This is a genomic window from Solwaraspora sp. WMMD792 (assembly GCF_029626105.1).
GTDB lineage: Bacteria > Actinomycetota > Actinomycetes > Mycobacteriales > Micromonosporaceae > Micromonospora_E.
Genome location: NZ_JARUBH010000009.1, coordinates 1,127,122 through 1,140,187, shown reverse-complemented (window position 1 = coordinate 1,140,187; position 13,066 = coordinate 1,127,122). Strand labels below are relative to the sequence as shown.

Here is a 13,066-nt window from a genome sequence, read left to right as displayed (position 1 = left end):
GCCCTACGCCCTGGCTCCTCCCCAGCGAGATACATCGACAGCGATATGGAGTTTCCTGATGAGTTCGCACAGCGTCCGGAAGATCCCCTGGCGGGCCAGCGTCGTCGCAGGTGGAATGGCCGCACTACTGCTGGCCGGGGTGGTGGTGACCACCAGCGCGCAGGCCGCGGCCGGATGCCGGGTGGCCTACGCCGTCTCGGCCCAGTGGCCAGGTGGCTTCACCGCCAACGTGAACGTCACCAACCTCGGTGACCCGATCAACGGCTGGGATCTGGCCTGGACGTTCCCGTCCGGCCAGCGGGTGACCCATCCCTGGAACGCGACGGTCACCTCGGCGGGCAGCCAGGTCACCGCGACCAACATGAGCTACAACGCGACCATCGCCACCAACGCGACGGTTTCGTTCGGCTTCAACGGAGCCTGGTCGACCAGCAACACCCCGCCCACCGCGTTCTCACTCAACGGCGTCGCCTGCACAGGGAACGTCAGCCCCACCGCGACACCGACCCCCAGCATCTCCCCGTCGCCGTCGGTCTCGCCATCGGTCTCGCCATCGGTCTCGCCGTCAGTCTCGCCGACGCCGCAGCCGGGCGACCCGATGGCGATGGTGGCCGCGATGCAGCCCGGTTGGAACCTGGGCAACACGTTCGACGCCATCCCAGACGAGACCTCGTGGGGAAATCCACGAACGACCCGGGCGATGCTGCACCACCTACGCACCCAGGGGTACAACAGCATCCGGATCCCGATCACCTGGAGCAACCACCACGGATCCGCGCCTGACTACACCATCGACCCCGCCTGGCTGAACCGCATCCACGAGGTGGTGGACTGGTCACTGGCGGAGGGCTTCTACGTGATGATCAACCTGCATCACGACTCCTGGCAGTGGATCAACACCTACCCGACTGACCGCGCCGGAGTCATGGACCGGTACCGCGCCCTCTGGACCCAGGTCGCCACCTCCTTCCGGGGCCACTCGCGGAAGCTCGTGTTCGAGAGCATCAACGAGCCGCAGTTCGCCGGCACGTCCGGCGACACCGAGAGCGACCAGCTACTGCACGAGCTCAACGTCGAATTCGTCCGCCTCGTACGGCAGACCGACGGAAACAACGCCACCCGGCTGCTGGTGCTGCCCACCTTGCACACCAGCGGCGAGCAGGCCCGGATGGACGCCCTCCTCGGCACGTTCGACGAACTGGACGACCCCAACCTCGCCGCGACCATCCACTTTTACGGCTGGTGGCCGTTCAGCGTCAACATCGCCGGCGGCACCCGGTACGACAGCAACGTCGAGCAGGACATTCTCAACACCTTCGATCGGGCGTACGACACCTTCATCTCCCGCGACATCCCGGTGGTCATCGGCGAGTGGGCCCTGCTCAGCTACGACTACACCCGGCCCGGCATCATCGAGCGGGGCGAACTGCTGAAGTTCTTCGAGGCCGTCGGATACCACGCTCGGATCAGGAACCTCACCACCATGTTGTGGGACGCGGGCTCCTTCCTGCACCGCCCCGAGCTGCGGTGGCGGGACCAGGGCATCTACCAGCTGATGATGGCGAACCTGACGACCCGATCCGCCACGGCCTCCTCGGACCAGATCTACGTGGACCGCGCCGGCGCCGTCACCAGCAGGACGCTCACCCTCAACCGCAACGGCCTCTCGTTCCGCAGCCTGTGGCAGGGCGACACCCGACTGGTCGACGGCACCGACTACACGGTCTCCGGGGATACCCTCACCCTGACCCGGCCGGCGATGAACCGGCTGGTCGGCGACCGCACCCAGGGGGTCAACGCCACCATCGAGGCTCGGTTCTCCGCCGGCGTGCCGTGGCAGATCAGCATCATCAGCTACGACCCACCGACCCAGGCAGCGGCCACCGGCACGACCAACTCGTTCGCGATTCCCACCGAGTTCCACGGTGACCAACTCGCCACGATGGAGGCCGAGTATGCCGACGGCAGTCCCGCCGGGCCGGCCAACTGGACCCCGTACAAGGAGTTCTGGACCCACTTCCAACCCGACTACGACGCGAACACGATCATCCTGAAGCCCGAGTTCTTCGCCGAGGTGACCGACGGCCCGGTCACCCTCACCTTCCACTTCTGGAGTGGCACCCAGGTCACCTACCACCTCACCAAGGACGGCAGCTCGGTTACCGGGCAGGCCAGCTGACCTGATCCGTAGTTCGACGGGGCCGCGACGGATCGTCGCGGCCCCGTCGATGCATGTCGCCTGCCGTTGTCTGCCCGTTGCCGGCGTCAATGGCCCGGCGCCCACGGCTGACCAGTCACTGCGGGCGCACTGTCCGCAACGTTTCCGGTAACTCGAGCCGTTTTCTCGAAGTGCGACGGGGTCGCGCGACGAATGCCGCCGGCAGCGTGCCCATGAGAAGGCAGAGCCGCGCGGCACCTCGGCTGCCTCCGCCGACACCCTCAACAGCCACTTGTATCCACTGTGGCTGGATAGGAAGGTCCAGCTCAGAAGAGAGCACAGCCAGGCCACCGATCCGATCGAGGAGGCCCAGGGAGCGCACCACGGGCCGACAGGCCGGGCAACGCGGTCGACAACCACGAGCAGTCATGGCCGGAATCCACCGCTTGCCAACTCCGGAAGTTTCTGAAAATCTAGATACATCGATTGGCGTGTTAACGCTAACACTTAGCCGGCTTTGGAGGACATGTTCGAAACAGTGCAGATATGACCGATTCACCGGCATGGTGCTTCAGCACCGAGGCACCCGAACACCCACACCGGCTCCCCCAACTAGCTCAGGTGCCCGACGCCGACGCCGACGCCGACGGCAGTCGGCACTCTCCGCGCCACCTGTGTGGTTGGCCGTCCGCTTAGCGTCACCAAACGTCCCCCGCCGGCCACGGACACGCATCGCCGCTGGCCAGCTCTCACCTGAAGAGTGACACATTGTCCTACTTCTCTGTCGGAGGATCAGCATGATCTCCCAGACCCGTCCTGCCCGACGTCGGTTCCGAACTCTCTGGGCATCCACCATCGCCGCGCTTGTCGTCGTCCTGACCGTGTCGTTGATGCCGAATCTCGCCAGCGCGGCCGAAAGCACCCTGGGGGCGGCCGCTGCCCAGTCCGGCCGCTACTTCGGCACCGCCGTCGCCGCCAACAAACTCGGCGACTCGACCTACGTGAACATCCTCAACCGGGAGTTCAACAGCGTCACCGCCGAAAACGAGATGAAACTCGACGCCACCGAACCACAACAGAACCAGTTCAACTTCACCAACGGCGACCGCATCGTCAACCACGCCCTCTCCCGCGGCATGGCCGTCCGCGGCCACACCCTCGCCTGGCACTCCCAGCAACCCGGCTGGATGCAACAGATGGAAGGCAACGCCCTCCGCCAGGCCATGCTCAACCACGTCACCCGCGTCGCCTCCTACTACCGAGGCAAAATCCACTCCTGGGACGTCGTCAACGAAGCCTTCGAAGACGGCAACTCCGGCGCCCGCCGCAACTCCAACCTCCAACGCACCGGCAACGACTGGATCGAAGCCGCCTTCCGCGCCGCCCGCGCCGCCGACCCCGGCGCCAAACTCTGCTACAACGACTACAACATCGACAACTGGTCCTGGGCCAAGACCCAGGCCGCCTACAACCTCGTCCGCGACTTCAAACAACGCGGCGTACCCATCGACTGCGTCGGCCTGCAGTCACACTTCAACTCCCAGTCCCCCTACCCCTCGAACTACCGCACCACCCTGTCCAGCTTCGCCGCCCTCGGCGTCGACGTACAGATCACCGAACTCGACATCGAAGGCTCCGGCAGCAGCCAGGCCAACGCCTTCCGCGGCGTCGTCAACGACTGCCTCGCCATCGCCCGCTGCACCGGCATCACCGTCTGGGGCATCCGCGACAGCGACTCCTGGCGCAGCTACGGCACCCCACTACTGTTCGACAACAACGGCAACAAGAAGCAGGCGTACGACGCGACCCTGTCCGCGCTCAACGCCGGCGGCACCCCGGCACCCACCACCGCGCCGCCGACCACCGCACCGCCGACCACGCCACCACCGACCACGCCACCACCGAGCGGACCGATCGATCCGAGCGCGTACTACGAGGTGGTGAACCGCAACAGCGGCAAGGCGCTGGACGTCTGTGGGGTGTCTACCGCTGACAACGCTTGCATCCAGCAGTACGCCAGGTCGGGTGGGAACAACCAGCAGTGGCAGTTCGTCGACTCCGGCGGCGGCTACTACCGGCTACGTGCCCGGCATTCGGGCAAGGTGCTCGACGTCTACAACTGGTCCACCGCCAACGGCGCGGCCATCGTGCAGTGGAGCGACCTCAACGGCACCAACCAGCAGTGGCGGGTGGCCAACTCCGATGGCGGCTACATCCGGCTGATCAGCCGGCACAGCAACAAGGCCCTCGAAGTCCAGGGCGCGTCGACCGCCGACGGCGGCGCCGTCGTGCAGTACGACGACTGGGGCGGCGCCAACCAGCAGTGGCAGTTGATCCGGGTCGGCGGCAATCCGAACCCCAACCCGACCACCGCTCCGCCGACGACCGCGCCGCCGACGACCCCGCCACCGACCACCGCACCGCCGGCCTGCAATCTGCCGTCGACGTACCGCTGGACCTCCACCGGCGCACTCGCCCAACCCCGCTCCGGCTGGGTGTCCCTCAAGGACTTCACCCACGCCCCCTACAACGGCCAACACCTCGTCTACGCCACCAACCACGACTACGGCACCAGCTGGGGCTCGATGAACTTCGGCCTGTTCTCCAACTGGAACCAGATGGGCTCCGCCAGCCAGAACGCCATGCCCTTCTCCGCCGTCGCACCCAGCCTGTTCTACTTCGCGCCGCGCAACGTGTGGGTCCTGGCCTACCAGTGGGGCGGCCCCGCCTTCTCCTACCGGACGTCGACCAACCCGGCCGACGTCAACAGCTGGTCCGCCCACCAGACCCTGTTCACCGGCAGCATCAGCAACTCCGGCACCGGACCCATCGACCAAGCACTCATCGGCGACGACCAGAACATGTACCTCTTCTTCGCCGGCGACAACGGCCGCATCTACCGCGCCAGCATGCCCATCGGCAACTTCCCCGGCAGCTTCGGCTCCAACTACACCACCATCATGACCGACAGCACCAACAACCTCTTCGAAGGCGTCCAGGTCTACAAACTCCAAGGCCAACAGCGCTACCTCATGATCGTCGAAGCCATCGGCTCCCAGGGCCGCTACTTCCGCTCCTTCACCGCCACCAACCTCGGCGGCACCTGGACCCCGAACGCCACCAGCGAAAACAACCCCTTCGCCGGAAAGGCCAACAGCGGCGCCACCTGGACCAACGACATCAGCCACGGCGAACTCATCCGCACCAACGCCGACCAGACCATGACCATCGACCCCTGCAACCTCCAAATGCTCTACCAAGGACGTGACCCCAACTCCGGCGGCGACTACGGCCTGCTGCCCTACCGGCCGGGCGTGCTGACCCTGCAACGCTGACCGACGCCCACACCACACCATGACAAGGCGGGCCCGGCATTCACGCCGGGCCCGCCCGTCATGCCGCACGGTGAGGCGTGATCGGATGCGGCCCAGCTGACTCAGTGTCGGCGTGTCGAGTCGATAGGGCGTAGTGGATCAACCCCGGACGACAGCCGTTCGCTGGGATCCCCAGGCGCGGCTGTCGAGCGAACCCGCATGACCGTCATACCGGCCGGGTGAGGGTCATGCGGGTTCCCACGCCGTCAGGCTTCGTCAGACTGAGCTCGCGGGAACCGGTGCGCGAGCGACTGACTCGACGCTCAGCTGCGCCGGCCGGCACCACGTCGAGTGGTGGACCTTTCGCCGGGAACGTCACCGACAAAGCCCGTGCCGGCCGGCGGATCATTGTCCGGATCGTCCAGCCCGGAGATCCAGCCGGTCACGTCGCGCGCCACGTCCTGCGCGGTCAGCCGCAGATCGGCGAGGATCTGCGTCCGGCTGCCGTGCGGATGCCAGTCGGCCGGTACGCCAAGATCACGCAGCGGCACCGGCACGTCGGCATCGCGCAGCGCCTTGGCAACGGCGTCCCCGACACCGCCGGTACGTACCCCGTCCTCGACGGTGACCACCAGCCGGTGCGCGGCGGCGAGCTCGACCAGCTCGGCGGCGACCGGACGGACCCAGCGCGGGTCGACCACGGTCACCCCGTAGCCCTGCTCGGCGACCCGGGCCGCCACGTCGACGCCGAGGTGTCCGAACGCGCCGACGGCGACCAGCAGCACGTCGCGCCGGTCGGACTCGGCCAGCACGTCCACCCCGCCAACCCGACGTAGCGCCGGCAGGTCGGCGGCGACCGAACCGGTCGGGAAGCGCACCAGGGTCGGGCCGTCGTCGACCGCCACCGCCTCGCGTAGCTCCTCACGCAGGGTCGCCGCGTCCCGAGGAGCGGCGATCCGCAGCCCTGGCACCACCCCGAAGACCGACATGTCCCAGATGCCGTAGTGGCTGGGCCCGTCCGGGCCGGTCACCCCGGCCCGGTCCAGCACGAAGGTCACCGGCAGCTTGTGCATCGCCACGTCCAGCAGCACCTGGTCGAACGCCCGGTTGAGGAACGTCGCGTAGACCGCGACCACCGGGTGCAGCCCGCCCATCGCCAGGCCGGCGGCCGAGGTGGTGGCGTGCTGCTCCGCGATACCGACGTCGTACACCCGGTGCGGGTACTTGCGGGCCAGCGACGCGATACCGGTCGGTTCGGCCATCGCCGCGGTGATCCCGACGACGTCGGGCCGCTCGTCGGCGACCGCCACCAGCTCGTCGGCGAAGACATGGGTCCACTTCACCGCCGGGGCGGCCAGCAGTTTGCCGGTCTCCACATCGAAAGCGCTGCTCGGACCGTGCAGGCAGTCGGCCTCGTCCTCCTCGGCCGGCCGGTAGCCGTACCCCTTGCGGGTCACCACGTGCACGATGACCGGCCCGCCGAAACCCTTGGCCCGCTGCAACGCCGACTCGACGGCGGCCAGCTCGTGCCCGTCGATCGGGCCGACGTACTTGATGCCGAGATCCTCGAACATGGTCTGCGGCGCGACCGCGTCCTTGATGCCCTTCTTGACCGCGTGCAGCACCTCGTACATCGGCCGGCCGACCATCGGGGTGGCGCCGAGGGTGTCCTTGACCAGGTCGAGGACCTTCTCGTAGCCCGGGTTCAGCCGCAGCGCCGCCAGGTGGTCGGCCAGACCACCGATGGTCGGCGCGTACGACCGGCCGTTGTCGTTGACCACGATGACCAGCGGGTTGCGGGCACCGGCGATGTTGTTCAGCGCTTCCCAGCACATGCCGCCGGTCAGTGCCCCGTCGCCGACGACGGCGACCACGCTGCGCGCCTCGCCGCGCAACGCGTACGCCTTGGCCAGACCATCCGCGTAGGACAGCGCGGTGGAGGCGTGCGAGTTCTCGATCAGGTCGTGCTCGCTCTCGGCCTGGCTCGGATAGCCGGACAGGCCACCGCGCTGGCGGAGCTGGTCGAAGGCGGCCTGCCGGCCGGTCAGAATCTTGTGTACGTACGCCTGGTGACCGGTGTCGAACAGGAACCGGTCCCGAGGTGAGTCGAAGACCCGGTGCATGGCGATGGTCAGCTCCACCACACCGAGGTTGGGCCCCAGGTGCCCGCCGGTGCGGGACACCTTGGCGACCAGGAAGTCACGGATCTCGGCGGACAGCACCGCCAACTCGTCGGCGGAGAGCCGCTTGACGTCCTGAGGTGTGCGGACGGTGGCCAGCAAGCGGCCGTCGGATCCTGCCTCTACCTGGCTCAATTTCGCTCCCAACTGCCCGGCGCGCGTCAATGTGCGGCGCTGGGCGGCTACCCGGCGGCGGCGTACGCTCCGGCCCGCGTACGGCGTCCGCCCATGACCGCAGAGTCTATCGGGATCGCGCCGCTGCGCAGCGCCGCCGACCAGTCGACGTGCGGCCTGCCGGCGGGCCGATGCGCGGCCGGCCGGCGGATCCGTCCGACCGGGGTCATCGACCGGCGGCCGGGGTGAGCAGGGCGACGCACTCGACGTGCCGGGTCATCGGGAAGCAGTCGTAGCCGTGCAACGCCGTCAGCGACCAGCCGAGGTCGCGGAAGGTGCGCACGTCCCGGGCGAGCGCGGCCGGGTCGCAGGCGACGTAGGCGATGGCCCGCCGGGTGGCCGCTGCGATCCCGGCGACCGCCCTTGCGCCCGCACCGGCCCGGGGTGGATCGAGCACCACCAGGTCGACCGGTCCGGTGATCCGGCGGCGGGTCAGCGCCGTCTCCACCCGGGCCGCGACCACCTCGATCCGGGGCAGGTCGGCCAGGTTGAGTCGGGCCGCAGCCACCCCGGCGGGCGACGATTCGACCATCGTGACCCGCCCGTGCGGCCCGGTCCGGCCGGCCACCGCAGCGGCGAACAGACCGGCACCGCCGTACAGGTCCCACGCCGACTCGCCGGGACGGGGACGCAGCAGGTCCAGCACCGAGGTGACCAGGGTATCGGCGGCCGCCGGGTGCACCTGCCAGAACGCCCCGGCCGGCAGCCGCCAGCGGCGGCCGGCGGCAGATTCGGTGATCTGCGTCACCGGACCGGGCAGCGTGTCGGACACCACGCCGGACATCGCGTCGGGCAGGTCCGACTGCGCACCGGACCCAGCGCCGGACGTCCCCGCCGGCTGGGGTGCCGACCCGCCGACCGGGGTGACGACGACCTCGCCGGCGGCCGAGGCGACCACCTCGACCGCGTCGACACCCGGCCACCGACGTCCGCTGGCCGGCACCACGGGTGCCGCCTGCACGGTCGGGTGGGCGATCAGGCAGCGGTCCACCGGCACCACCTCGTGTGACCGGTGCTTGAGCAGGCCGGCCCGGTCCGCGGCGTCGACGGTGTAGCGCACCCGGGTCCGCCAGCCGAGCGGTCCGCCCGGCAGCGCCCGGACCTGCGGCGCCAACCCGTCGACCTCGGCCTCGGTCAGTCCACCGAGCCGCCGCAACTGCTCCCGGACCACCGCCTCCTTCCAGGCCAGCTGACCGGCCACGGTGACGTGCTGCAGATCGCAGCCGCCGCAGCGGCCAGGGCCGGCGTACCGGCAGGGCGGCTCGACCCGGTCCGGGGCCGGTTCGTGCACGGTCACCGCGTCACCGCGCAGGTAGCCCCGGTGCGTCTCGGTGATCTCGACGGTGACCAGTTCGCCCGGCAGGGCGTGCCGGACGAAGACCACCTGGCCGTCGACCCGGGCGACGCAGTGCCCGCCGTGCGCCACAGCGCCCACCCGTACCGTCGTCCGATCGCCTTCCGCCAGGTCGGCCCGTGCTGAACTCACGGCCCCTGCTGAACTCACGGCGTCACCGGTCACCGCGTACCTGCCCCTCCGACGCCGGCCGTTGGCCGCCCGACCCGGCGGGATCCGCCGGCGCCGTCGGCCCGGCCGGATCGGACGCGACAGCCAGATCGTCCGGGTCGACCGGGTCGATCGGATCAGTGGGCATCGGGCGCGGACCGCGCGCCGGGCCGCGACTGAGCGACTCGTCGTACCGGCTCAGGTCCCGGCCCACGCTCGATGCCAGCTGCCATGGGACGCTGGTCACCATCACCCCCGGTTCGAACAGCAGCCGGCCCTTGAGCCGCAGCGCGCTCTGGTTGTGCAGCAGGTTCTCCCACCAGTGGCCGACCACGTACTCGGGGATGAACACGGTGACCACGTCGCGCGGCGCGTCGCGGCGCACCGACTTGACGTAGTCGATGATCGGCCGGGTGATCTCCCGGTACGGCGAGTCGACCACGGTCAGCGGCACCGGCAGCTCACGGCGGTCCCACTCGGCCTGCACCGCGCGGGTGTCCGCGTCGTCCACCCGTACGGTGAGCGCGGCCAGCGAGTCCGGGCGGGTGGCCTGGGCGTACGCGACCGCCCGCAGCGTCGGCAGGTGGACCTTGCTGACCAGCACCACGGCGTGGTTGCGGGCGGGCAGCACCGGCCGGCCCTCGGCCGGGGTGAGTTCCCGGGCCACCGTGTCGTAGTGCCGACGGATGCCCAGCATCAGCGCGTACACGCCGGCCATCGCGGCGATCGCGATCCACGCGCCGAGGGCGAACTTGGTGACCAGCACGACGACCAGGACGGCGCCGGTCAGCGTCATGCCGAATCCGTTGATCGCCCGCGCCCGGTGCATCCGACGGCGGACCGCCGGGTCCCGCTCGGTACGCAGCCGCCGGTTCCAGTGCCGCAGCATGCCGGCCTGGGACAGGGTGAACGAGACGAACACCCCGACGATGTAGAGCTGGATCAGCCGGGTCACCTCGGCCTGCAGCACCACGGTCAGCACGATCGCAAAGCCGGCGAGGAACAGGATGCCGTTGCTGAACGCCAGCCGGTCGCCCCGGGTGTGCAGTTGGCGGGGCAGGTACCGGTCCTGGGCGAGGATCGAGCCGAGCACCGGGAAACCGCTGAACGCGGTGTTCGCGGCGAGGAACAGGATCAGCGCGGTCACCCCGGCGGCGACGAAGAGCAGCACACCGGAGCCGAAGACGGTCTCGGCCAGTTGGGCCACCACCGTCTTCTGCACGTAGCCGTCCGGGCCGGACTCGATCTGCAGCGCCGGGTTCTCCACGAACTGCAGCCCGGTGAGCTGGGCCAACCAGATGATCCCGGCGATCATGGTCACCGACAGCGCGCCGAGCAGCACCAGGGTGGTGGCCGCGTTGCGGCTCTTCGGTGGGCGAAACGCCGGCACCCCGTTGGAGATCGCCTCCACCCCGGTCAACGCCGCGCAGCCCGACGAGAAGGCCCTCAGCAGCAGGAACGCCATCGCGAAGCCGGTCAGGTCGACCCATTCGGCGGCGATGACCAGGTCCGCGCTGGGCGCGCGCAGGTCGTGCCCGAGGATGAAGATCCGGATCAGGCCGGTGGCGATCACCGCGGTGATCACGATGACGAAGCCGTACGTCGGGACGGCGAACATCCGCCCGGACTCGCGCACCCCGCGCAGGTTGAGGGCGGTGAGCAGGACGATGGCGGCCACCGCCACCGGCACCTTGTGCTCGGCCACGAACGGCAGCACCGAGCCCAGGTTGGCCACCCCGGAGGCGACCGAGACGGCGACGGTGAGGACGTAGTCGATCAGCAGGGCGCTGGCCACCCCGACGCCGAACCGAGGGCCGAGGTTGACGCTGGCCACCTCGTAGTCGCCGCCGCCCGACGGGTAGGCGTGCACGTTCTGCCGGTAGCTGGCGACCACGGTGACCATCACCACCGCCACCGCCAGAGTGACCCACGGCGAGTAGACGAACGCGGCCGCCCCGGCGATGGACAGGGTCAGCAGGATCTCGTCCGGCGCGTACGCCACCGAGGAGAGCGCGTCGGACGAGAAGACCGGCAGCGCCACCCGCTTGGGCAGCAGGGTGTGCTGGAGCCGGTCGGACCGGAACGGCCGGCCCAGCAGCAGCCGTTTGATCAGGGAGGTCGGACTGGCCACAAGCGCTAAGGGTACGGCCGTCCGGCTCCCGACGAATCCGGGTGGCTGATCACGCGGCCCGCCCGCCGGCACGGTACGGTCGGCGCGTCATCCGGCCGCCGCGTGGCAGGCTGGCAGGTGAACGTGGCGACCGTACCGGCACGTGTCCGGCGGATCGCCCGGCGGGAGGGCGCAGGTGCACGTCGTGATCATGGGTTGCGGCCGGGTCGGCTCGACCCTGGCACACAACCTGGAGGACCGCGGCCACTCGGTCGCGGTGATCGACAAGGACGCCAACGCGTTCCGGCGGCTGCCCAACGACTTCGCCGGCACCCGGGTCACCGGCTCCGGCTACGACCGCGACGTGCTGCAGTCCGCCGGGATCGAGCAGGCCGACGCGTTCGCCGCAGTCTCCAGCGGCGACAACTCCAACATCATCTCGGCCCGGCTGGCCCGCGAGACGTTCGGCGTGTCCCGGGTCGCCGCCCGGATCTACGACCAGCGGCGGGCCGAGGTCTACGAACGGCTCGGCATCCCGACGGTGGCGACCGTACGGTGGACCGCCGACCGGATGCTGCGTCACCTGGTCCCCGAGGGGCACGTGGAGATCTTCCGGGACCCGACCAGCACGGTCTCGATCGTCGAGGTGCCACTGCACCGGGAGTGGATCGGGCGGCCGCTGCAGGCGCTGGAGCGGGCGGCCGGCACCCGGGCGGCGTACCTGATGCGGTTCGGAATCGGCACGCTGCCGACCCCGTCCACCGTGCTGCAGGAGGGTGATCAGGTCTTCATGCTGGTCACCGACGACATCGCCGACGCCGTCACGTTGACCGCCAGCAGCCTGCCGGAAGGAGCCCGGTGATGCGGGTGGCCATCGCGGGTGCCGGCAACGTCGGCCGCTCCATCGCCCAGGAACTGATCGGCAACGGCCATCAGGTGACCCTCATCGAACGTAATCCCGCGCTGTTCCTGCCGGACCGGGTGCCGGAGGCCGACTGGGTGTTGGCCGACGCGTGCGAGGTGGCCAGCCTGGAGGACGTCGAGCTGAGCTTGTACGACGTGGTCGTCGCGGCCACCGGTGACGACAAGGTGAACCTGGTGGTCTCGCTGCTGGCCAAGACGGAGTTCAGCGTCCCCCGGGTGGTGGCGCGGGTGAACCGGGCCGAGAACGAGTGGCTGTTCACCGAGCAGTGGGGCGTTGACGTGGCGGTCAGCAAGCCACGGGTGATGGCGGCGCTGGTCGAGGAGGCGGTGACGGTCGGCGACCTGGTCCGGCTGATGACCTTCCGGCAGGGTGAGGCGAACCTGGTGGAGATCACCCTACCGACCGACGCCCCGTACGTCGGGCACGCCGTCCGCACCGTGCCGCTGCCCCGCGACTCCGCCCTGGTGGCGATCGTCCGGGGCAAGCGGGTGCTGACCCCGGGCCCGGACGACCCGCTCGAACCCGGTGACGAACTCGTCTTCGTCTGCACCGCTGAGGTGGAGGACGACGTCCGGGCGGTGGTCCTCGGGGCGGACAGCGTGGCCCGCACCCGGCGCGGCGACCAACCGCCGGCGCCGGTCCGCGACGGGCAACCGGCACCGCAGGACTAAGCCCCAGCCAGCCAGCGGACGGACGAGCGG

The 13,066-nt window shown here is 69.7% G+C and carries 8 protein-coding genes; 5 read left to right on the top strand and 3 right to left on the bottom strand.

Annotated elements, in window-relative coordinates; translation table 11 throughout:
- Window positions 1-58: 58 nt before the first annotated feature.
- Both O7629_RS06740 and O7629_RS06735 read left to right on the top strand, forming a co-directional pair.
- Window positions 59-2,179: a cellulase family glycosylhydrolase gene (locus tag O7629_RS06740; protein ID WP_278168166.1), complete on the top strand. Its 2,121-nt coding sequence runs from the start codon at window positions 59-61 to the stop codon at window positions 2,177-2,179.
- 776 nt (window positions 2,180-2,955) lie between these two features.
- Window positions 2,956-5,493 carry a non-reducing end alpha-L-arabinofuranosidase family hydrolase gene (locus O7629_RS06735; protein ID WP_278168165.1) on the top strand — a complete coding sequence of 846 codons (2,538 nt, stop codon included), beginning with the start codon at window positions 2,956-2,958 and terminating at the stop codon, window positions 5,491-5,493.
- A gap of 302 nt (window positions 5,494-5,795) precedes the next feature.
- On the opposite strand, the gene dxs is transcribed toward O7629_RS06735, so the two are convergent.
- Window positions 5,796-7,787, bottom strand: a complete 1,992-nt coding sequence (gene dxs, locus O7629_RS06730) for a 1-deoxy-D-xylulose-5-phosphate synthase (protein ID WP_278168163.1) — start codon at window positions 7,785-7,787, stop codon at window positions 5,796-5,798.
- Window positions 7,788-7,880: 93 nt separating this feature from the next.
- On the opposite strand from dxs, the gene O7629_RS06725 reads away from it, so the two are divergent.
- Window positions 7,881-8,015 carry a hypothetical protein gene (locus O7629_RS06725; RefSeq protein ID WP_278168161.1) on the top strand — a complete coding sequence of 45 codons (135 nt, stop codon included), beginning with the start codon at window positions 7,881-7,883 and terminating at the stop codon, window positions 8,013-8,015.
- On the opposite strand, the gene O7629_RS06720 is transcribed toward O7629_RS06725, so the two are convergent.
- Both O7629_RS06720 and O7629_RS06715 read right to left on the bottom strand, forming a co-directional pair.
- Window positions 7,993-9,312 (bottom strand): TRAM domain-containing protein, encoded by a 1,320-nt coding sequence (locus O7629_RS06720; protein ID WP_278168160.1) that lies wholly within the window; start codon window positions 9,310-9,312, stop codon window positions 7,993-7,995. The genes O7629_RS06725 and O7629_RS06720 overlap by 23 nt on opposite strands.
- A 22-nt stretch (window positions 9,313-9,334) precedes the next feature.
- Window positions 9,335-11,461, bottom strand: a complete 2,127-nt coding sequence (locus O7629_RS06715) for an APC family permease (RefSeq protein ID WP_278168159.1) — start codon at window positions 11,459-11,461, stop codon at window positions 9,335-9,337.
- A gap of 175 nt (window positions 11,462-11,636) precedes the next feature.
- On the opposite strand from O7629_RS06715, the gene O7629_RS06710 reads away from it, so the two are divergent.
- Window positions 11,637-12,302, top strand: coding sequence for a TrkA family potassium uptake protein (locus O7629_RS06710; RefSeq protein ID WP_278168158.1), 666 nt, complete (start codon window positions 11,637-11,639; stop codon window positions 12,300-12,302).
- The gene (locus O7629_RS06705) at window positions 12,302-13,036 is read left to right on the top strand and encodes a TrkA family potassium uptake protein (RefSeq protein WP_278168157.1); all 735 of its coding nucleotides are present in this window, start codon (window positions 12,302-12,304) and stop codon (window positions 13,034-13,036) included. The genes O7629_RS06710 and O7629_RS06705 overlap by 1 nt, the downstream gene beginning before the upstream one ends.
- Window positions 13,037-13,066: the final 30 nt, after the last annotated feature.